21 protein-coding genes and 1 tRNA gene are annotated in these 19,470 nt (G+C 66.4%); 7 read left to right on the top strand and 15 right to left on the bottom strand.

Translation table 11 applies throughout. From position 1 onward, the window contains the following. Positions 1-16 precede the first annotated feature (16 nt). Positions 17-1,081 (bottom strand): phosphotransferase family protein, encoded by a 1,065-nt coding sequence (locus IRT45_RS24765; RefSeq protein ID WP_194808284.1) that lies wholly within the window; start codon positions 1,079-1,081, stop codon positions 17-19. 146 nt (positions 1,082-1,227) lie between these two features. On the opposite strand from IRT45_RS24765, the gene pabB reads away from it, so the two are divergent. Further along, positions 1,228-3,582 carry an aminodeoxychorismate synthase component I gene (gene pabB / locus IRT45_RS24760; RefSeq protein ID WP_194808315.1) on the top strand — a complete coding sequence of 785 codons (2,355 nt, stop codon included), beginning with the start codon at positions 1,228-1,230 and terminating at the stop codon, positions 3,580-3,582. Here pabB and IRT45_RS24755 read toward each other — a convergent pair. Continuing rightward, the gene (locus tag IRT45_RS24755; protein WP_062999951.1) at positions 3,562-4,035 is read right to left on the bottom strand and encodes a hypothetical protein; all 474 of its coding nucleotides are present in this window, start codon (positions 4,033-4,035) and stop codon (positions 3,562-3,564) included. The two genes, pabB and IRT45_RS24755, sit on opposite strands and share 21 nt — an antisense overlap. Positions 4,036-4,124: 89 nt before the next feature. On the opposite strand from IRT45_RS24755, the gene IRT45_RS24750 reads away from it, so the two are divergent. Then, entirely contained in the window at positions 4,125-5,762 is a 1,638-nt protein-coding gene (locus tag IRT45_RS24750) for an HNH endonuclease (protein ID WP_228534971.1), read from the top strand. A gap of 7 nt (positions 5,763-5,769) precedes the next feature. On the opposite strand, the gene IRT45_RS24745 is transcribed toward IRT45_RS24750, so the two are convergent. The 5 genes from IRT45_RS24745 to IRT45_RS24725 all read right to left on the bottom strand — a co-directional run bounded on the left by IRT45_RS24745 (position 5,770) and on the right by IRT45_RS24725 (position 7,765). Next, a complete protein-coding gene (locus IRT45_RS24745; RefSeq protein ID WP_194808283.1) occupies positions 5,770-6,141 on the bottom strand; it encodes an ACT domain-containing protein in 372 nt (123 codons plus the stop codon). A 20-nt stretch (positions 6,142-6,161) separates the two neighbouring features. Further along, positions 6,162-7,016 (bottom strand): class I SAM-dependent methyltransferase, encoded by an 855-nt coding sequence (locus IRT45_RS24740; protein ID WP_194808282.1) that lies wholly within the window; start codon positions 7,014-7,016, stop codon positions 6,162-6,164. Next, positions 7,013-7,354: a glyoxalase/bleomycin resistance/extradiol dioxygenase family protein gene (locus IRT45_RS24735; RefSeq protein ID WP_039784179.1), complete on the bottom strand. Its 342-nt coding sequence runs from the start codon at positions 7,352-7,354 to the stop codon at positions 7,013-7,015. Before IRT45_RS24735 ends, IRT45_RS24740 begins: the two co-directional genes overlap by 4 nt. Before the next feature lies 1 nt (position 7,355). Then, the gene (locus tag IRT45_RS24730) at positions 7,356-7,523 is read right to left on the bottom strand and encodes a CopG family transcriptional regulator (RefSeq protein WP_036499828.1); all 168 of its coding nucleotides are present in this window, start codon (positions 7,521-7,523) and stop codon (positions 7,356-7,358) included. Between the two features lie 80 nt (positions 7,524-7,603). Next, positions 7,604-7,765, bottom strand: coding sequence for a hypothetical protein (locus IRT45_RS24725; RefSeq protein ID WP_167331925.1), 162 nt, complete (start codon positions 7,763-7,765; stop codon positions 7,604-7,606). Between the two features lie 324 nt (positions 7,766-8,089). On the opposite strand from IRT45_RS24725, the gene IRT45_RS24720 reads away from it, so the two are divergent. From IRT45_RS24720 to IRT45_RS24710, 3 genes are all read left to right on the top strand, one after another. Beyond that, complete coding sequence (locus tag IRT45_RS24720; protein WP_255535598.1) at positions 8,090-8,905, top strand: IclR family transcriptional regulator; 816 nt, start codon at positions 8,090-8,092, stop codon at positions 8,903-8,905. Between the two features lie 97 nt (positions 8,906-9,002). Next, positions 9,003-10,658 carry a class I adenylate-forming enzyme family protein gene (locus IRT45_RS24715; protein WP_194808280.1) on the top strand — a complete coding sequence of 552 codons (1,656 nt, stop codon included), beginning with the start codon at positions 9,003-9,005 and terminating at the stop codon, positions 10,656-10,658. 149 nt (positions 10,659-10,807) lie between these two features. Continuing rightward, positions 10,808-11,749, top strand: a complete 942-nt coding sequence (locus tag IRT45_RS24710; RefSeq protein WP_194808279.1) for a hypothetical protein — start codon at positions 10,808-10,810, stop codon at positions 11,747-11,749. Between the two features lie 6 nt (positions 11,750-11,755). Here IRT45_RS24710 and ppk2 read toward each other — a convergent pair whose 3' ends face one another. The 6 genes from ppk2 to IRT45_RS24680 form a co-directional block, all read right to left on the bottom strand. Further along, a complete protein-coding gene (gene ppk2, locus IRT45_RS24705) occupies positions 11,756-12,667 on the bottom strand; it encodes a polyphosphate kinase 2 (protein ID WP_194808278.1) in 912 nt (303 codons plus the stop codon). 9 nt (positions 12,668-12,676) lie between these two features. Further along, positions 12,677-12,988: a DUF3349 domain-containing protein gene (locus tag IRT45_RS24700; RefSeq protein WP_194808277.1), complete on the bottom strand. Its 312-nt coding sequence runs from the start codon at positions 12,986-12,988 to the stop codon at positions 12,677-12,679. Between the two features lie 10 nt (positions 12,989-12,998). Continuing rightward, positions 12,999-13,298: a hypothetical protein gene (locus IRT45_RS24695; protein ID WP_194808276.1), complete on the bottom strand. Its 300-nt coding sequence runs from the start codon at positions 13,296-13,298 to the stop codon at positions 12,999-13,001. Positions 13,299-13,303: 5 nt separating this feature from the next. Then, a complete protein-coding gene (locus tag IRT45_RS24690; RefSeq protein ID WP_194808275.1) occupies positions 13,304-14,539 on the bottom strand; it encodes an inorganic phosphate transporter in 1,236 nt (411 codons plus the stop codon). A gap of 283 nt (positions 14,540-14,822) precedes the next feature. Next, on the bottom strand, positions 14,823-15,275 hold the full coding sequence (locus tag IRT45_RS24685) for a hypothetical protein (RefSeq protein ID WP_194808274.1): 453 nt from the start codon (positions 15,273-15,275) through the stop codon (positions 14,823-14,825). A gap of 92 nt (positions 15,276-15,367) precedes the next feature. Next, a complete protein-coding gene (locus IRT45_RS24680) occupies positions 15,368-15,694 on the bottom strand; it encodes a HigA family addiction module antitoxin (protein ID WP_194808273.1) in 327 nt (108 codons plus the stop codon). Positions 15,695-15,720: 26 nt separating this feature from the next. Here IRT45_RS24680 and IRT45_RS24675 point away from each other — a divergent pair. Both IRT45_RS24675 and IRT45_RS24670 read left to right on the top strand, forming a co-directional pair. Further along, a tRNA-Ile gene (locus IRT45_RS24675) sits at positions 15,721-15,794 on the top strand. 99 nt (positions 15,795-15,893) lie between these two features. After that, positions 15,894-16,826 carry a tyrosine-type recombinase/integrase gene (locus IRT45_RS24670; RefSeq protein WP_194808272.1) on the top strand — a complete coding sequence of 311 codons (933 nt, stop codon included), beginning with the start codon at positions 15,894-15,896 and terminating at the stop codon, positions 16,824-16,826. A 25-nt stretch (positions 16,827-16,851) separates the two neighbouring features. Here the strand turns inward: IRT45_RS24670 and IRT45_RS24665 are convergent, their stop codons facing one another. After that, positions 16,852-17,721, bottom strand: coding sequence for a restriction endonuclease (locus IRT45_RS24665; protein ID WP_194808271.1), 870 nt, complete (start codon positions 17,719-17,721; stop codon positions 16,852-16,854). A 244-nt stretch (positions 17,722-17,965) separates the two neighbouring features. Continuing rightward, entirely contained in the window at positions 17,966-19,420 is a 1,455-nt protein-coding gene (locus IRT45_RS24660) for a PIN-like domain-containing protein (RefSeq protein WP_194808270.1), read from the bottom strand. Positions 19,421-19,470 lie beyond the last annotated feature (50 nt).

Genomic DNA, 19,470 nt, shown 5'->3' with positions numbered 1-19,470 from the left:
GCCGTGCCACATCGGCTCATTCGCAGAGCCGGGCGGCCTTCTCGAACAGTTCCAGCGTGATGGCGTGCAGGAAATCGCCGGTCTGCTTGGGCGCCTTGCCGGCGAAGGCGCGGGCGTGCGTGCCCTCGAGCACGATGCCGAGTTTGAAGCAGGCCAGCACCGTGTACCAGGTGGCGTGGCCGAGGTCGCGGTCGGAGAAGGTCGCGTAGTGGGCGATCATCTCCTCGGCGGTGGGCAGGCCGCCCGCGGCGCCGAGCTTGCCGACCAGGGCGGCGCCGGTGGTTCCGGGTTCGGGCCGGGTGGCGATCTGCCAGCCCAGATCCAGCAGCGGATCACCGATCGTCGACATCTCCCAGTCGACCATGGCGGCGACCTCGGGACCGTCGTAGGAGAACATCATGTTGGCGAGGTGGCAGTCGCCGTGCAGGATGCCCGGCCGCCACTGCGCGGGCCGGTTGCGGTCGAGCCAGTCCCCGACCCGGTCCACCCCGGGAATCTGCGGGCCGGGGTAGCCGTCGTTGCTGCTGTAGGACTCGAGTTCGCCGAGCCAGCGCGGCACCTGACGTTCCAGGAAACCGTCCGGCTTGCCGTAATCGGTCAGGCCCAGCGCCTCGTAGTCGAGCGATCCGAGCCGGGCGATGGCCTCGACCGCCGACAGTCCCATCTGCCGCCGCACCTCCGGATCGCCGGCGTGCAGGGCGGGTAGTTCGTTCTGCGGGTTGAAGCCGCTGATCGGCTCCATCAGGTAGAAGACCGCGCCGATCACCGATTCGTCGGCCCCCGCGGCGATCACCCGCGGGGCGCGCACGCCGGTGCCCGCCAGCGCGCCGAGCAGGCGGGATTCGCGGCGGATGACGTCGTTGCTCTTGGGACGCAGATGCTTCGGCCCGCGGCGCAGCACGAAATCGCGACCACCCCGGCGGAACCGCAGCATGATGTTCTGGGTGCCACCGCCGAGTGAGGTCACATCCTCGAAGTCACCGCCGGGCAGGCCCTGCTCATCCATCCATTCGCCGACGGCCGCGAAATCGACGACCTCGCGCTCGACCTCGGCCGGTTGCACCACAGACATGCCCCACATTGTGCACCACCACGACCGGTCAACTGAAGGCATATGCCCTCACTGTGTGGTCCGAGATGCCCGATACGGTGATGCACATGAGCACGTCCCGGTCTCGGCATGCGGGCGAGACCACTCTCGACCACGGGGTGCGGACCCGGACCCCCATGCGCACCCTGCTGGTCGACAACTACGACTCGTTCACCTACAACCTCTTCCAATTGATCGGCACGGTAACGGGAGCCGAACCGACCGTGCTGCGCAACGACGAGATCGACACCCTGGCCGGGCTGGACCTCGACCGGTTCGACAACATCGTCGTCTCCCCCGGGCCCGGGCGACCCGATGTAGCAAGGGATTTCGGAATTTCCCAGGCGCTGATCGAGCGGGCGGAGCTCCCGCTGCTGGGCGTCTGCCTCGGTCATCAGGGCATCGTGCTGGCGGCCGGTGGGCAGGTCATTCCGGCACCCGCACCCCGGCACGGTTACCCGGACCGCATCAGTCACGACGGTCGCGACCTGTTCGCCGGAGTTCCCGGCGACTTCCTCGCCGTGCGCTATCACTCGCTGTGCGCCGCCCAGCCCCTACCGGATGCGCTGGCCATCACCGCCACCGCGCCCGACGGGGTGGTGATGGGCGTTCGGCATCGCCACCGCCCACAGTGGGGTGTGCAGTTCCATCCGGAATCGGTGTCCAGCGAATTCGGCGCGGCGCTGCTGGAGAATTTCGCGCGGCTGACGCGCGAGTGGTGGGCGCGTCGGGAGATGCGGCCATCGCCGGTCCCGGTTGCCGGGCCGGTGACAGGGTCCGGCCCGGCCTCTCCGGCCGAGACCACGACCGGCGCGGCCGATTCAGCGCGGACCGCGGGGCCGGCCGCTTCCGGCACGAGGGCCGTGCTGGTGAACACCGGTTCCGGGCCGGATCCCGACGGCGATGCGGCGGGCGACTCGGGAACGCAAGCCGACGTCTCCGCGACGACATCGTCGCCTGATGCGTCCGAACCGGATTCCGGTGCGGACGGGCGTGTGGGGAAGGGCGCAGCCGGACGTTCCGCCACCCGGTCCCTCACCGTTCTGCACGAAGTGATCGACCGCGCCGTCGACACCGAATACGTTGTGCTGCAGTTATATCCGGACTCGCCGACCGCGTTCTGGCTCGACAGCGCGCATGTGGAGCCGGGTCTGGATCGGTTCAGTTTCGCCGGTGATGCGTCCGGGCCGCTGGCGGAGGTGGTGCGGTATCGGGTCGGCGCGGGATGTGTGATCGAGGATCGCACCGGCACGCGCACCGATCCGCGGCCGGTGCTCGACTATCTGTCGGCGCGGCTGAGTGAGCTGAACATCCGATTCCCGGATGTGCCTTTCGATTTCGTGGGCGGCTACGTCGGTTATCTGGGCTATGAGATGAAGGCCGACTGCGGTGCGCGGGCCGGGCACCGATCGCCCTATCCGGATGCGCAGTGGATCTTCGCCGACCGGCTGGTCGTGGTCGATCACGTCGCGGGCCGCACCCATCTGCTCGCCGTCACCGACGCGGAGTCGGCCGAGGCGAATCGCCGCTGGCTGGCCGATACCCGCGCGATCGTCGCGACACTGCCGGATCGGCGGAATCCGGAACCGGTCACACTGCCCGTCGACGAAGAGGCCGTCGTCTCGCGCCTGAGCCGTGGCCGGGACCGCTATCTGGCCGATATCGCGGCGATCGATGCCGAACTACGCGCCGGGGAAACCTACGAGGTGAACCTCACCGACAGCGCCGGGATCGACTCCGATGCGCCGGGGCTCGACGTCTACCGGGTACTGCGGCGCAGCAATCCCGCCCCGTACGCGGCGTATCTGAGATTCGGCGAACTCCATATCGCCTGTTCCTCACCGGAGCGCTTCCTCAAGGTCGACCGCACCCGCACGGTGGAGACCAAACCGATCAAGGGCACCGCCCCCCGCGGCGCCACCCCGGAGGCAGACGAAAATCTGTGCCGTGCATTGGAATTGGATCCCAAGACGCGCGCCGAGAATCTGATGATCGTCGATCTGCTGCGCAACGATCTGGGCCGGGTGTGCGAGCTGGGCAGTGTGCACGTCCCCGAGTTGATGGTCGCGGAGACCTACACGACCATGCATCAGCTGGTGAGCACCGTGCGCGGCCGGCTGCGCCCCGAGGTGGACGCGATCGGTTGCCTGCGAGCCTGTTTCCCGGGCGGATCGATGACCGGGGCCCCCAAGCTGCGGACCATGGAGATCATCGACGGGCTGGAAACCGAGGCGCGCGGCATCTACTCGGGCACGATCGGATTTCTGGGTCTGGGCGGAACGGCGGATCTCAATATCGTCATCCGCACCGCGGTCCGGGACGAGCGCGGCTGGCGCGTCGGCGCGGGCGGCGCGGTGGTGCTGGACTCCGATGCCGACGCGGAGTTCCACGAGATGGTGCTCAAGGCCGCCGCCGCGGCTCGTGCGGTGATCGCGACGACGGCTACGCCGCGGTCGGCGGGCGGGGCGGGGCTATTTTCCGCGTCGACGTGACTTGGGCTCCGGTTGCGGTGGTTCCGCCTCGCGGCCGGTGAGGCGGCCCAGCATCGAGATGCCCGGAAGTTTCGACAGCCGGCTGAGCACGTCTTCACCCAGCGCGATCACGGCCTCGAGCCGCGGCAGCAGCCGGTCGTAGGCCGCGAAGGCCGGATCGGCCAGGGCCAGGGTCCGGTCGAGGCGGTCGATGGTGGAATTGAGCCGGTCGATGGCGGTCGCCAGATTCTCGATCAGATCCGGAAGTTGCGCGGCCAGCTGTACGGACGCGGGCGGGAGCCGCACCGCGGTACCGAAGGCGGTACCGGCGGTGACCTGCGCGGCGTCGATGGCCTGGCCCGCGGCGGTCTGTGCGGCCTGCGCGGCGGCCTGGGCGGCGGCGAGGATTTCCGTCGCACCCGGCACCCGCGCGCCGCCGGGCTTGCGCCCGGAGTCACCCTTCGGGTTCGTCATGGTTCCACTGTGCCGCACCCGGACGGTCACGAAAAGCTCCGCGCCGACCGCGCGATTCGTGTCGGGACGGCCTGGCATAGTTCGAGGCGATGACAAGCATGCGCCCCACGGTCGACGGCGACGCCACGCCGGTACCGACTTCGCTTCTGTCGGTACTGGTTTCGTGGCGTTCGGCGGCGCTGCTGGATGCGCATGCGGTCCTGCTGACCGCCGCCGGACGGGTCCGCTCCGCTCGCGACGTGGTGTATTTCAACGCGCCGCGTCACCCCTCCCAGGCGGTGACCGTCGACCAGGATCCGCAGCCCGGCACCGCGCGGCTGTCGGTCTCGCTGCCCCGCACCGAGGCGGAGATCGTCCGCATCCTGATCACCGGGTCCGGTCCCGACGAGCCCCTGGCCGCACTGCCGGGCCTCGCGGTGTCGGTCGAGGATGCCGAGGGTCTGGTGGCGCGTGCCGACGTCGCCCCGGACCCGGGCGCGCGGGCCGCGGTGTTCGGAGAGTTCCGGCGGGCCGAGGACCGCTGGTGGTTCGTGCGGGGCGGACCGCAACACGCCGACGCGGCGGAGTTGTTCACGACCTTCGGCGCGCCCGTCGCGGATTCGGCGCGGCACCGCTCGCAGCGACTGTCGTTGCAGCGCACCAGATTCGCCGCGCCGATGCCCGCGCCTCGGGACGCCCGCCCCGATTGGCATCCCGATCCCGCGGACGCGGCGGCACTGCGCTGGTGGGACGGCTCCCGGTGGACCGAACAGACGGTGGCACGTCCGCCCGCCGACCCGCGCGGCTGTCCTCGCTGCGGCCGGCGGCGGGGGTGGCGACTACTCGGCACCGCGCCCTGCCGCGCGTGTGCGGCGGAGGTCGAGGACTATCTGTCCGATTGGCGCATCCGAGCGCTTCGCGTCCTGACCACCACCGGTCCGAGCGGACCCGACTGGGACGAGCTGTGGACCCGGATCCGCCACCAGCGCATCGACCCCGGCACCGCCCGCGCGGCCCTGCGCGGGCCCGCCGTCGCGCATCTCGAGCGCACGGCGGCCTTCGCCCTGGCCGACGGCACGATCACCGGGGCCGAACTGGAACGATTCGACGCGACGGTCGCCGCGCTCGGGGTGCGCGACGGGGCCGTGGACGAGTTGCGTCGCAGTCTGCGCCGGCTGCGCATCCTGTCCCGGCTGCGGGCGGGCGAGCTTCCGGTGATCGCGGTGCCCGATCTGCATCTGGACCCGCAGGAACGCGTCCACCTCGACACCGCCGCCACCCGCATCCGGCGGACGGGGCGCGGCGCGCACGCGTCCCCGGGGCGGTTGATCTGCTCGAACCGGAAGCTGCGCTTCATCGGGCCGGACGCCGGTATCGAAATCCCCTGGACCCGAGCGGTTTCCGTATCGGCCACCGAGACCGGTGTGACGGTGGCCGCCACGTCGGCGCGCGGCGGCGCCGAATTCGATATCGACGAGCCGGAATTGGTGGCCGCGATCGTGGAAGGCGCACTGCGCGTGGCGAAACGGCTCACCGTCGCACCGGGCAGACGCGACAGCCGGTCCATCGGCCCCGATATCAAGGCCGAGGTGTGGCATCGCGACGGCGGCCGGTGCGTGGAATGCGGCGCCACCCACTACCTCGAATTCGACCACATCATTCCGCTCAGCCGCGGCGGGGCGACCAGTGCGGCGAATCTGCAGATCCTGTGCCGCGGCTGCAACCGCGACAAGGGCGACCACATCTGAACCGTCGTCAGCTCGCGTCCCCGGCGATCTCGAATCCGGCCTCGGTGAGCGCATCGGTCGCGGCGGCGCTGCGCGATTCGGGGACCAGCACCAGGTCCGCGTGGTAGGTCGAGGCGACGAACACCGGAATTCCGTGCTGCGCCAACGGTTCCAGGATCGCGGTCAGCGCGCCGGAGGTATCCAGCTCCCGCGGCGTGGCGGCGTACAGGCCGAGCCAGCACGTCTCCCGCTCCCAGGGCGGGGCCTCGCGCACGACCGTCAGCCCCTCCGGCGCTCGCACCAGCGCGACCCATTCGTCGTCCTCGGGGAAGGTCGCGGCCGGTATGTGGTCGACGCTGAATCGGGACGGCACGATGTGCAAGCGCTGGGATTTCGCCATCGCCTCATCGTAGGCGGGACTCAGGTCGTCGCCACCAGCAACTCCTCACCGTTCGAGGTACGCAACCCGTCCGGGCGCCCGGCGAAGTACCGGCTGTTGAGCTCGTCCGCCGAAATGTGGTGCGCCCGCGCGAAACCGGCCTCCCGGGCCATAGCGACGATCTGTGCGGGGGCGTAGAAGCTGCGGAATGGCGTGCCGGAGGCGGCCGCGCCGGATTCCGCGAACTCCCGGCTCGTTCGGTCCTGTTCGTCGAGCAGTTCCAGTGGCGGCATGAAGGACATGACGACCGTGGAACCGGGCGCCGAGGCCGCCAGCAGCGACAGCGTTTCCCGGTTGGCCTCGTCGGTGAGATACATGCTGACCCCCAGCGAGGCGACGAGCGCGGGCCGGGCCGGATCGAAACCGGCCGCGGTCAGCCGCTCCCACCACGAATCCTGCTCGAAATCGACCGGGACCGAACGCAACCAGTCCGGGAGCTCGTAGCCGGTCTCGACCAGGCGCCGCCGCTTCCACTCCTGCGTCTGCGGTTGATCGACCTCGAAAATCCGGAAGCGAGAGGCGATCTCGGGTTTGCGCTGCGCGAACGTCTCCAGTCCCGCGCCCAGCAGCACGTATTGGCCCACTCGCCCGGCCTGTTCGGTGAGCAGATCCTCCACGAATCGCGAACGCACCACGATGCTCGCCCGGAAGCGGCTGGTGCCCACCGGATCCATATCGCCGCGCTCCCGCCAGCCCTCCGGCGGATCGGCCAGTCGCAGGCCGATCTCGTCGTCGAGGACATGCGGCGGCGGATCGAGCCGGACGTGCAGCGCGCGCCACAGCGCAACCCGCACGGCGGTCTGATCGGGCACCGCACCGGTCCGGATATCGCTCATCGGTCACCACCGGGAGCCTGCAGCGTCCACACCCGCCCGTCCGGGTCGCGCACGGTCATCTCGCGGGTTCCGTAATGGGTGTCGGCGAACGGCGACACCACCTCGACGGGCGCCGGAAAGTCCTGTTCCGCTTCCACTTTCAGCACGACCTGCATTCCGGGTTCGCGATCCGCCGGCACCTCGGCGATGAACAGGTACGGACCGTCCCCGTTGCGCAGCTGTCCGGAATTGTGGTCGGTGGCGAATTCCAGTTCGAATCCCAGCTGCTGGAAGAACTTCGCCGATTTCCCCCAGTTGTGGGTCTCCAGAAAGATCGCCTCGACACCTCTGGCGGCCATATCACTTCTCCTTCTCACGCGTCGGCGGTTCGGCGCCGAGGTACGCCCGCAGCGCCTCGGCCACCAGCGCCGACAGCGACATCTCCGATTCGACCGCCCGGTATTTGACCTGCTTGATCAGCTCCACCGGGAGATACACGTTGAACTGCTTGACTTCCTCGGCACCCACGAGAAGACACTAACATGCTAGCAATCTAGATTGCTAGATGAAGGACCACACGAATTCCACGAAGTGACAGCCCGGACCGATTACTCGGACGACTCCTCATCCGACCGCGGCGTGCTCGACAGCCGGATCACGCCCGCGTCCAGGTCGAGATCCAGCCGCGGCCGATGCTGCTGCCCGTCGCTGTCACCGCCGCTCTCGTCGGTCAGCTTCTTGCCGGGGAACATCTCGCCGAACACGCCCATAACCCCACGATAGCCGCCTGTCCGCCCGCGGGCGGGGACGGAAACGGCCTCAGCGGAGTTTGATGGAGTCGATGTCGACGCTCGCGAAAAGCCCCACGCTGTCAGGTCCGCGAGACCGGTTCGGGCGCCGTTCCGGTCAGCGGGATACCGGACGAACGGGATGGACCACCATCGCGCGGTGTGTCTGGCGTCACTACACTCGGGCTTCAATTCCGGTTCTCGCCCAGATTCGACGGGCAGGATGGAAGCGACTCACGATCGGAGGCATCGATGCCACTGGCCACTTCGGCACCCGGGCCCCTGCCGCCATCGATGGTGGAGCGGATGACGCTCATTCTCGACATGTTCGAGCACCGGTCGACGCGGCTGAGCCTCGTGGAGATCTGCACACACAGCGGACTCCCGCGCTCCACCGCGCATCGCATCCTCGACCAACTGGTGAAACTGCACTGGCTCGAGCACACCCCCTCGGGCTACTGCCTGGGCCGGCGCTCGCTCGGGCTCGGCGGGTACGACGGCCGGCACGGGGAAATCCGCGAGGCGGCGGCCGAGCACCTGCACGAGTTGCAGCTGCGAACCGGACTGGTGGTCCACCTGGCGGCGCTGGAGGGCGCCGACGAGGTGTTCCTCGACAAACTCGGCGGCCCGTTCGCGCGCACGCTGCAATCGCATGTGGGACGCCGCAGTTTCGCCCACCTCACCACCGGCGGCCGCGCCATGCTGGCCTGGTTGCCACCGGAGGAGGTGGAGGCGCTGCTCGGCAAACAGCTCGCCAATCCGGTGCAGGGCCGTGGATGGGATGTGCCGAGCCTGCATCGCGAATTGAACCGGATCCGCCGCAACCGCGGACTCTCGTTCGACCGCGGCGAATACGCCAATGCGATGGTGGGCCGGATACTTCCCAGTGTGGCCGCCGCGATCCGTGGTCCGCAGGGCCCGATGGCCGCGATCTGCCTATGCGGGGAGACGAACTTCGCCACCATGGAGCGACTCGCCCCGCTGGTCGCGGAGGCGGCCGCGCGCACCTCGCGCGTGCTGTCGGCGGAGGCCCGCGGGCGACGGCAGGTACCGGCCGCGCGGCGCGGCCAGGCGGTCCGTACGGGCGGTCGCCCACTCGCCTCCGCGCCGAGTCGCGCGTAACCGCGCGGGAGTCTCGCTGAGCGGAAACGCCGGCATCTGCCGCCGGTGGGCGTGACACAGTGCGGTGGTTGTGATGCCGCACACAGAAGGACCGCCCATGACCACCACGTCCATGCCCGATATCGCCGCCGTGATGCGCGAGCTGACCGGTCCGGGCGGCCGGTTCGAGCTCGTCGAGGAGGAGGTTCTCGGCGCGCGTATGCCGGTGCTGCGGCACCGCCGCCGCGCGGTCGCGGAACTGCTCGCCGCATCGGTCGCCTTCGGCGACCGGGACTATCTGGTCACCGAGGACCGGCGGCTGAGTTATCGCGAACATGCCGCTGCCGCAGCCGCTCTCGCGGCCGCGCTGCACGAGGAGTTCGGGGTGGGGCGCGGTGATCGGGTCGCGATCCTGGCCGCGAACACCGTCGAATGGGTGATCACCTTCTGGGCGGTGCAGAGCCTCGGCGCGATCGCGGTCGGGCTCAACGGGTGGTGGGTGCCGCGCGAAATCGAGTACGGACTGGCATTGACCGAACCGGCCGTCGTGGTCGCGGACGCGAAGCGGGCGAAACTCCTCGCCGATATCGACACCTCCGCAGCCGTGCTGACCATGGACGAGGATCTGCCGCGCCTGATCGCCGCCCACGCCGACGCCGAACCCACGGTCCCCGACGTGGCGGAGGACGATCCCGCCGTCATCCTGTTCACCAGCGGGACCAGCGGAAAACCCAAGGCGGCCTTACATTCCCAGCGCAATCTGCTGGCTGTCACCGGCTATTTCGAATACACCGACGCACTCGCCGCCGCGTTCACCGGGACGACGCCGGAGCCCGGCGCACCGCTGGATCTGCGCTGCCTGCTGACCTCTCCCCTGTTCCACATCGCCAGCCTGCACAACCTGGTGGTCCCGCGGCTGGCCACCGGCAGTGCCGTGATCATGCCGCAGGGCGGGTTCGACGCCGACCGGATTCTGTGCCTGATCGAGAAGGAACGGGTGACCAACTGGGGTGCGGTACCGACCATGGCCTCCCGGCTGCTCGAACACGGTGATATCGGACGCTACGACACCTCCTCGCTCACCGCGTTCGCCCTGGCGTCGGCGCCGTCGTCACCGGCGTTCAAACAGCGTCTGCGCGAGGAGGTTCCGTTCGCCGCCGACGCCCTGGTGGACAGTTACGGCCTCACAGAATGCAGTACCGCCGTCGCCGTCGCGACTCCCGCCGACCTCGCCGAATCCCCCGGCACCCTGGGACGGCCGATCATCAGCGTGGCGCTCGAGATCCGCGACGCCGACGGGTCTCCCGTATCGGAGGGCGTCGAGGGTGAGGTCTACGTCCGTAGCCCCTTCGTCATGTTGGGGTACTGGCGCAATCCGGAAGCCACCGCGGCGGCGATCGATGCCGAGCGCTGGCTGCGCACCGGCGATTTCGGCGTCGTCGAACAGGGCCGCCTGCGCTTGACCGGCCGCAGATCGGATCTGATCCTGCGCGGCGGCGAGAACATCTACCCGGTCGAAATCGAGCAGTGCCTCGACGAACACCCCGACGTCGTGGAATGTGCCGTCGTCGGCGAACCGCACCCCGACCTCGGGCAGCAGGTGGCGGCCGTCGTCGTCCTCGCCGAGGGGTCCACGGCGACGCAGGCGGATCTCCGCGACTTCGCCCGTGAGCGGCTGGCCTATTTCAAGGTGCCCGAACGGTGGCGAATCACCTCGGAGCCGTTGCCGCGCAACATCACCGGCAAGCTGATCCGGGCCGGGATCACGATCTGACAGGGGATCCCTCCCGATATTGCCGAATGTACGCCACGCCGGGCTCTACACTGGTGCGGACCTGATTGCCCTGTGTCACAGAGTGAGTGGTGTACATGCCTCCGGATCCCGGCCAGATGACGGCGGCGTTCGAACGATTATCGACCCGAATGACGGTGCTGCAGGCCGGAATGCTGCTCGCGCCGACGATGCACGAACAGGGTGCCGCCCGCTACGGCCGCATTGTCGCCGCGCAACTGGCGGCACTCGCGATCCGCGGTCATATCGACGTACATATCGGTAGCGACGGATTCGACGGGGCGGATTCGCTGCGCGCGGTCCTGCTCCCCGGCCCGCCCGACTCGGTGGCCGCGGAGGAGCGGCAACTGTTGCGCCATCTGTTCGGCAACGGCTACTCCGTGCGCATCGCCGCCTGCACCGACGGCCCGGGCTGGGATCGGCTGAACGCGACGGTGCGTCACGAGTTGATCGCCAACGGTTTCGGCTGGGCCCGGCCCGACCGCTACCGCGCGTTGCGCACGATGGTCCGGCTGCGCCGGCGCATGCTCGACTACGCGGCGCAACGACCGGCGTGGCAGGACGACGAACCGCTGCACCGCGCGGGCTATCCCTACGCGGTGCTGTTCGCCGCCGACACCGGCCCGGGCCCGCATTGGCCGGGACCGGAATACGGCTCGCAGGCGCAGCTGTCCCTGCCGTGGAATCTGCCGCAGGCCTGCGCACACGCCGTCCGCGATTCGGGCGAAGTCGCCTACAGCGCGCCACCGGTCGGCACCGAGGAGCGGCTGGCCGAAGTCGAGCAACTGCTGATCGCCATGGACTCCCATTCGCAAGGGGTACGACACCACCATGTGGTCGAGGCCGAACGGCTGCACCGCTTGATCGACGATTACCGCTGGCGCTACAGCTTTCACACACTGACCACCTCCCCGCGCCCCGAGGTACTGCGGGCGGCGCTGCTGGATCTGGTGCGCGAAACCGAAACCGTGCGCGCGTACGTGCCGCCCGGAGTGCCGGGGCACGAAGAGGCCGTCCTGGTGTCGACGTATGCGGTGCGGCTGTCGGACCTCGTACTGGACCGGACGCCGTGAACGGGTTCAGGAACCGACCACGTCGCGGGCGCGTCCGACGATGAGCGGATCGGCGGAAGTGACGATGTCGGATTCCTTGTTCTCGTAGTCGAACAGGTCCAGCACGTAGCGCATCGCATTGAGGCGCGCGCGTTTCTTGTCGTTGCTCTTGACCACGATCCACGGCGCGTAATCGGTATCGGTGTGTGCGAAGTTCTCCTCCTTGGCGGCGGTGTAGTCGTCCCACTTGTCCAGCGATGCCAGATCCATCGGTGAGAGTTTCCACTGCCGGACCGGGTCGACCTGCCGGATCGCGAAGCGGGTGCGCTGCTCGAGCGGCGATACCGAGAACCAGAACTTCACCAGGTCCATCCCGTCGTCGACGAGCATCCGCTCGAACAGCGGCACCTGGTTCAGGAAGCGCCGATGTTGTTCGGGCGTGCAGAATCCCATCACCCGCTCGACGCCGGCGCGGTTGTACCAGGACCGGTCGAACAGCACGATCTCCCCCGCCGCGGGCAGGTGTTCGACGTAGCGCTGGAAGTACCACTGCGTCGATTCCCGGGCGGTCGGCTTCTCCAGTGCGACGACGCGGGCGCCGCGCGGGTTGAGATGTTCCATGAAGCGCTTGATGGTGCCGCCCTTGCCGGCGGCGTCGCGTCCCTCGAACACGATGACCAGACGCCGGCCCGTGGCCTTGACCCAGTTCTGCAGTTTGAGCAGTTCGATCTGCAGCAGGCGCTTGTCGGCCTCGTAGACCTCGCGCCCGAGGCGTTCGTCGTACGGATAGCCTTCCCGCCAGGTGTCGACGACGAAACCGTCTGCGGCGGTGAGCAGTACGGGATCGTCGTCGTCCAGGTCGTCGACCGTGAATCCGGTCGTGTCGGTCAGATCGACCGCGGACCCGAGGTCGGCGACGGCACTGAGGTTGCGCTGCATATCCGCCTTTCAGTCGTGGAACCCGGTGAGCGGCCAGCCACCGGCGGCCAGTTTCGCCGCCACCTGGCGCAGGTCGTCCTCGCTCGGATCGCAGCGGGTGACCTCCACGATCGCGGCCTCCACCTGCTCGCGGTCGACGACATCGGGCCGGCCGGCCAGCAGCAGGCCGAGAATCCGGTCGAGTTCGTCCTGGTTCAGCTGTTTCTTCAGCAGTGCGAGCAGCGGGAAGTAGTCCTTCGGCGGGACGCCGTCCGGATAGCCCGCGCGCAGCCAATCCAGGATCTGGGCGAGCAGGCCCTCGTCGTTGGTCCTCGAATTCACCTGTGTACTCCTACTTCTCGACCAGCGTCGGATAGATGTGCGCGAAACTGACCGCCTTGCCGAAACCGGATGCGACGATGATCGTGATACCGACGGCGATCGCGGCGACCACGACGGCGAAGACCACGACGGCGACGGCGGCGCCGAACGGATTGGGCCGGTGGACGGTTCCGTCGGCCGACTCGTGTCCGTTGGCCACCGCCAGGCCGCGCACGCCGACGGCGAACAGTGCGGGCAGACCGGCGCCCAGCACGAGGCCGACGAGCAGAATCTTCCAGACCGATTCGAGAACGAGCTTTATCGTTTCCATGGTTCTCAGACCTTCGCGATCGAATCCGCGGGAGCGACCGGCTCGTCCCATTCGGCGTTGACGTTGGTGTGGTCGACCTTCTGCAACTGGGCGCGCCGGTACATGTAGACCGAGAGGGCGCACAGGATCGCGAAGGCGATCAGCGGGCCGAGCAAGGTGGGGATCTTCGCCGCGATCACCCACATCACCGCACCCACCACCGCGGCGGCCGGCAGGGTGATGACCCACGCCGCCACCATGCGCAGCGCGATGTTCCAGCGCACCTGCGCGCCGGGCTTACCGACACCGGAGCCGAGGATCGAGCCGGTGGCCACATGGGTGGTCGAGAGCGCGAAGCCGAGGTGACTGGAGGCGAGAATGATGGTGGCCGAGGACGCTTCGGCCGCCATGCCCTGCGGCGAACTGATCTCGACCAGCCCCTTGCCGAGGGTGCGGATGATGCGCCAGCCGCCGATGTAGGTGCCCAGGGCGATGGCGGCGGCGCACGCGAACTTCACCCACAGCGGCACATTGTCGGTTTCGTGCCAGGCGAACGGGCCGGTCGACTGCGGGTCCGAGGCGCTGTAGCCGATCAGCGCCAGCGTGATCACACCCATCGTCTTCTGCGCGTCGTTGGTGCCGTGTGCGAGCGAGACCAGTGAGGCGGTGCCGATCTGGCCCCACCGGAAACCGGCCTCGGTGAACCGTTCGCCGATACCCACCACGATCTTGAAGATCAGGAAGGTGCCGACCGCGGCCACGATGCCCGCGATCACCGGAGAGAACAGCGCGGGCATGATCACCTTGCCGACCACACCGTCGATCTTCCCGTGCCCGATCCACACCACGCCGGCGCCGGAAGCCAGTGCGGCGCCGATCAATCCGCCGAACAGCGCGTGCGAACTCGAACTCGGCAGACCCAGCAACCAGGTCAGCAGATTCCAGATGATGCCGCCGATCAACCCGGCCATCACGATGATCAGCAGGGCCCGCCCGTGATCCGCGGTGAACTCGGCCTTCGGTGTTCCGTCCTTGTTCTGGATCTTGATCACCGCGTTGGTGACCGTCAACGCGACCTCCACCGACAAGAACGCACCGACCAGATTCAGCAGCGCCGAAAGAGTCACCGCGGTCGTGGGTTTGAGGGCACCCGTCGCGATGGACGTGGCCATCGCATTCCCCGTGTCGTGAAAACCGTTGGTGAAGTCGAAGGCAAGCGCCGTGACGATCACCAACAGCAGGATGATCAGTTCGCTGTTCACCCTCGAATCGTGCGGCGTCGAGGCGCGCCTCACAATCCCCTGCCGATTCCCGAAAACGCCGTCTGCCTGCACGTTTCACCGATGTGGGGCAGAGATTCATCGAAAGTTCCCGATGGAATCGTCTGCGTGCCATCTGCGGGAGTCGACAGGATTTCGGTGAACTATCCGTGCAAACCTCGTCTTCTTTTGGCGTTTTTCTCGCATTTTCGCCGAGGTTTGCACGAAAAGTTCGGGGGCCGCCGCCCCGGACGCCTGACCGGCAAGCGCCCTTCGCGATACCGCCCTAGGCGGCGACGATCGTATCGGCGACCAGGCGGAGATCCGGCACGCTGCCTTGCGGTTCGCGCACCCACGTCCGGCGGGGATTGCCGGGTGTCGGGAGGGCGATCAATGCGCCGGGCCTGGTCTGGGTCACGAAGCAGCGGAACAGGTCCACGGACCACCAGCCCGCGCCCTCACCACGGCTGGGATTCTCGGCGAGAAACGACCACACACACCGATCCCCCACCCCGACCGCCATCACCGGCACATGGAGATCGCCGAGTACGCCGAGCACCGAGGCGCCCAGACCGGCGGGTGTCATCACCGCGCACAGCCGCCCCGACCGCATGACCAGCGCGCCGATCCGTTCCTCGTACCAGGTGTCACCGAACATCTCCCGATACCGCGACTGCGCGGGCGCAATGCACGGACTCGGTTGTTCGATTACCTGCTCACTCGCGTAGATGGCTGTCATCAGCCGATCCTGCAGCCCGTTCGCTATCGGACTGTGGCGCTGGAGTGACAGGCGTGCTACGTCATCGGCGAACCGACGAGCCTTCCGCCGCGCTAGGAGGCGAGTTGACGTGGTTGAATACGAAATAGCTCGTCCCCGAGCCTTTCACGCTCGCGCACCAGGTCGTAATGAGTTTGCAGGTTGATCCAGAACTCGGGCGTAGTGCCGAAGTACCGAGCGAGAAGTAGCGCGGTCCTGGTCGTGATGGCTCGGGTGCCGTGCACGATCTGATTGATCTGGCGCGGCGGTACATGCAGGGCCCGCGCCAAGGCATTCTGACTGATCTGCAGGGGTTCCAAAAACTCTTCGGCGAGAACCTCACCGGGAGAGGTCGCCCGTCCGAGCCCAACTAGGCCGTTGTACCCCCGACCCGGTAGCATCCCCCACGCGCGTGCAGCGCGGCCAGGGGGCGGTAGCTCAGTCGGTTAGAGCCGCGGACTCATAATCCGCTGGTCGTGGGTTCGAGCCCCACCCGCCCCACAAACACCCTTCCACCAGCGGAAACGCTGAAACGTTCAGCCGAGTTGATCCAGTACAGCGCTTGTTCAGCTCTAAACTTTGCCGGTATCGTCGATCAGTATGACGTCGGATCTGGACGATATCCGGGAGCTGGCGGAGGACTTCGCCACCGAGCTACGACGGAAGAACCGAAGCCAGCGAACTATCCATGGCTATCTCCAGCACATCCGGTATTTCGCCGACTATCTCCAGGCGGAAGGTCTGCCGACAGCCGGACCGCAGATCACGCGTGACCACCTTGGCGGCTACATCGAGTGGTTGCTTACCAGGAAGAACCATAGGACTGGCGAACAGCTCTCCCCGGAGTACGCCCGCGGCCAGTACCGCAGCCTCCAGCAGTTCTTCAAGTACCTCAAGACCGAGGAAATCATCGACGTCGATCCGTTCGACCGCATGACACTGCCCGATGCCCCGGAGCAGCAAGTGCCGGTGCCGCCCATCGAGTCGCTGAGAGCGCTGCTTGCCGAATGCGCCGGAACGACGTTCGAAGACCGTCGCGATACGGCGATCATTCGCCTGTTCGTCGACACAGGATGTCGTCGCGGCGAAATCGCAGCGCTTCGGGTAGACGATCTCGACTTCGCGGAGAACACCGCGACGGTGCTCGGCAAGGGGCGCCGGCCGCGGACGGTCCCGTTCGGCGACAAGACTCGGACCGCGCTGAGGCGGTATCTGCGAGTTCGGGCTCAGCACCCGAAGGCCATCAATGACGAGCCCGCGCTGTGGCTGGGAAAGTTCGGACCGATGACTGACCACGGAATCGGTCAACTTGTCGAACGACGCTGCCTTGCAGCGGGTATCGAACACATCCACCCTCACCAGTTCCGCCACTTCTTCGCCCACAACTGGCTCGACAACGGTGGACAGGAACAAGATTTGATGATGCTTGCCGGATGGCGTTCCCGGCAGATGCTGGCGAAGTACGGTCGATCAGTCGCTGACGAGAGAGCGAAGGCCGCACATAGAAGAGCCCGACTGGGTGACCAGCTCTGACACGCTGGCCGACACCTGAGCCAAATCAGCTGTCTGCGTTGCCCCAGTCGTAACCTAATACCCACCGGATCGCCGAGGCCATGCCGGTCAGCTCACCCCAGGCGAAGTCGCTGGAAGTCCAACGGTCGAGTTCTTCCGTTCCGTACTTCTCTTCCATCAGACGCAGTCCGGCGCGTACTGTCTCAGCCTGTTCCGGAGACAGCGCCGACCACCAACTCGGATTTCCGTCTTCGTCTGGCTTACGGCCATACCACAGCTTGTCCGTGATCTCGGCCTCGGCAACGAGGATGTCACTGACACGGCGCAACGTCGGCACTTCGACGTCATGCCTGAAGGCCACATCAAGGTGGTCAGAGACCATCGTGCGCAGCTCTGGCAACTCCCACATACGAATTCGAAACGGCGGCTTCTGCTGCCGCATCGACTCAGCCCAATCTTTCGCTCCGTTGGTGAAGTAGCCCGATGCGACATACACCAGGACATGCGGGCGCTCCGAATGTGCCCACGCCAGCGAACCTGCAAGAACGTCGGGCGGAACGCCACGCGAGTAGTGCTTGCAGTCAAAGAACCAGGTCTCGGAGTACTGATGCCCATCGACATCATCCCGCAGCAATTGCGCAACGATGTCCCTGCCGCGGTCAGCAGGTGAAGCGTTGAGGGGAGTGCCCTTTCTCCAGTCGACGTTGATAAAGCCGACGGCTTTCAACAGGTCGGCGGTGAACTCCTCGAAGTCGGTGGGGTCTAGCTTGTCGAATCCCAGAGTGCCAACGTTGACGTCCCCGGGGTCGTACTCATCATCGTCATCGTCGGGGAGCATATCCAGGTCACCGCCGGAATCCGGTACGTCGCTCGCCTCGGTGTTCTGAAGCGTTCCCTCGTCACTTTCGTTCGCCACAGCTGAATCCTAAGCGTGCGGCCGCGTGTCTCCTGCGCAGCCGAGTCGCCGGCGCCGACATCACCACCACCACAGGAGCATCGCTCCGCAGTCGTCGGGTCTTAGCCCTGGACGCAGTCCGGCGCGTGCATGATTTGACGCGAATAGGCTACGGGGTGGGTGCGGGTTGCTCCGCGCGCAGACCGGAACGCTCCCGCCAGCGCCCGGCGGCCGCCCCGGAGGTTCACCTTCGCACTCGACTCTTTCACCAGCCGTCGGACGAATACATACGTATGCCGGCATGCAGTTCGAGGAGCTCTCGCAGTTCCTCGCGGCCAATTAGGACGAGATTCCCAAGCTCCTCCCTGATGCGACTGCGAGCCGCCCGGGAAATCATCGCAGTAGTAATTAACATTCCGCGATCGACGTTAACCTCTCTGGTTATCATCGCATCCATACTCTCCAGAACGTGCTGAGCATCATTCATAAGTTGTCCGATTCCGACAGTCCCACGTCGTAGGTAGACGTCCACCGCAAAATGCTGCCCCTCGCTGTCCGTGGCGACGAAGTCAGCCCCTCGCCTGATCGCATACCGTGTGACCTTGAACTCCATCTTCAGCAAAAGGTACAGTACAACACTTTCGAGGCCGCTGTAGCTAATTTCGGAGACATTGAAAGACCGTCCCTGCCGGACAAACTCAGGCAAGAGATCAGCAAGCTGATCTTCCTCCTCCCGTTCTTGCACTTCCGATATAGCGGCATCTGACACATCGTAGTTGAGATAGTCCTTCGCGCCTTGAAGAAGCTGCGTCAGCGAAAGCAAAAGTAGTTCCGCGTTTGCCTCCCGGCGCAGCTCGTGCACCAGCTCCGGCCTTGCCCTGATCGGATTCCCTGCCCTGTCCAGTTCCCACCAGTCCGGCTTGGAGTCGCCGGTTACCAACATCACGCGCCGTGGCTCAATCCGGGACGCTTGGCTGCAGAGGTGGTCGATAAGCTGTTTCCAGAGCAGATAATCGCCCGCCTGACGGACGGGCTCTTCCTTCTTAGCAACATCTTCGTAGCCGGGTGGCAGTTTGCTTGGGAAACGAAAATGTACGAACCGCTCGACGTGCCGCTGAAGGTCCGTCGTCGATGGCGCCGGACCGACTCTTCCGGTGAGCAGATCATTAAGTTCGACCAATATCGGATCCGCCGCCAGGTCTTTCTCCGACAGATCGATTTCCCTTTCCAAGTTATCCAATTCTTGCAGGACTTGATCCCAAATTCCTTTGATGCGCCCCTTTATTCCCTCTTGGTCCAATCCGAATTCAGCAGGGTCCCAATCGCGATTCGAGCGATTCTTGTCCCTGAACTTGATGAATTTCCTGAGAGCCGCATCAAGTCCATCTATCGCATCTTTCTCGGATTTGCGGAGCGCAGCCTTGATGTCCGAGAATTCAATGTTCCGATCGATGACGACTTTTCGCCTATTTCTACTGTATTCGAGTGCAACCTGATGGGGAATCCAGAGGCGGTCTGAAGTTCTCGACAAAACCGTTAGGATTTCAGCTCGCGTGGCGGAAGAAACCCGATACAGGTCTAACAGGACATTTGTATCCACTACGATCATCGCGGTTTCGAAAAATACCCCGTTGTCAGGGTCCGCCGGATTGCGTGGATTCAACCAAGCCGAGAACTCATCCACGAACCGGCGGCCAGGCGACGTCGATGCATCGGTCATTCCGGCACTCTAGCCTAAGCAGCACAAGACATTTCGTCCGCTGGCAGGCC

The organism is Nocardia sp. BSTN01 (assembly GCF_015354405.1).
In the GTDB taxonomy this organism is placed as follows: domain Bacteria; phylum Actinomycetota; class Actinomycetes; order Mycobacteriales; family Mycobacteriaceae; genus Nocardia.
This window is presented reverse-complemented; position numbering and strand designations above follow the sequence as displayed.

What these genes read in the sequence shown, in the direction of transcription:
- IRT45_RS24765 (WP_194808284.1), bottom strand. Translation starts at nt 1,081, where the DNA reads ATGTGGGGCATGTCTGTGGTGCAACCGGCCGAGGTCGAGCGCGAGGTC.
- pabB (WP_194808315.1), top strand. Translation starts at nt 1,228, where the DNA reads ATGCGCACCCTGCTGGTCGACAACTACGACTCGTTCACCTACAACCTC.
- IRT45_RS24755 (WP_062999951.1), bottom strand. Translation starts at nt 4,035, where the DNA reads ATGACGAACCCGAAGGGTGACTCCGGGCGCAAGCCCGGCGGCGCGCGG.
- IRT45_RS24750 (WP_228534971.1), top strand. Translation starts at nt 4,125, where the DNA reads ATGACAAGCATGCGCCCCACGGTCGACGGCGACGCCACGCCGGTACCG.
- IRT45_RS24745 (WP_194808283.1), bottom strand. Translation starts at nt 6,141, where the DNA reads ATGGCGAAATCCCAGCGCTTGCACATCGTGCCGTCCCGATTCAGCGTC.
- IRT45_RS24740 (WP_194808282.1), bottom strand. Translation starts at nt 7,016, where the DNA reads ATGAGCGATATCCGGACCGGTGCGGTGCCCGATCAGACCGCCGTGCGG.
- IRT45_RS24735 (WP_039784179.1), bottom strand. Translation starts at nt 7,354, where the DNA reads ATGGCCGCCAGAGGTGTCGAGGCGATCTTTCTGGAGACCCACAACTGG.
- IRT45_RS24725 (WP_167331925.1), bottom strand. Translation starts at nt 7,765, where the DNA reads ATGGGCGTGTTCGGCGAGATGTTCCCCGGCAAGAAGCTGACCGACGAG.
- IRT45_RS24720 (WP_255535598.1), top strand. Translation starts at nt 8,090, where the DNA reads ATGACGCTCATTCTCGACATGTTCGAGCACCGGTCGACGCGGCTGAGC.
- IRT45_RS24715 (WP_194808280.1), top strand. Translation starts at nt 9,003, where the DNA reads ATGACCACCACGTCCATGCCCGATATCGCCGCCGTGATGCGCGAGCTG.
- IRT45_RS24710 (WP_194808279.1), top strand. Translation starts at nt 10,808, where the DNA reads ATGACGGTGCTGCAGGCCGGAATGCTGCTCGCGCCGACGATGCACGAA.
- ppk2 (WP_194808278.1), bottom strand. Translation starts at nt 12,667, where the DNA reads ATGCAGCGCAACCTCAGTGCCGTCGCCGACCTCGGGTCCGCGGTCGAT.
- IRT45_RS24695 (WP_194808276.1), bottom strand. Translation starts at nt 13,298, where the DNA reads ATGGAAACGATAAAGCTCGTTCTCGAATCGGTCTGGAAGATTCTGCTC.
- IRT45_RS24685 (WP_194808274.1), bottom strand. Translation starts at nt 15,275, where the DNA reads ATGACAGCCATCTACGCGAGTGAGCAGGTAATCGAACAACCGAGTCCG.
- IRT45_RS24680 (WP_194808273.1), bottom strand. Translation starts at nt 15,694, where the DNA reads ATGCTACCGGGTCGGGGGTACAACGGCCTAGTTGGGCTCGGACGGGCG.
- IRT45_RS24670 (WP_194808272.1), top strand. Translation starts at nt 15,894, where the DNA reads ATGACGTCGGATCTGGACGATATCCGGGAGCTGGCGGAGGACTTCGCC.
- IRT45_RS24660 (WP_194808270.1), bottom strand. Translation starts at nt 19,420, where the DNA reads ATGACCGATGCATCGACGTCGCCTGGCCGCCGGTTCGTGGATGAGTTC.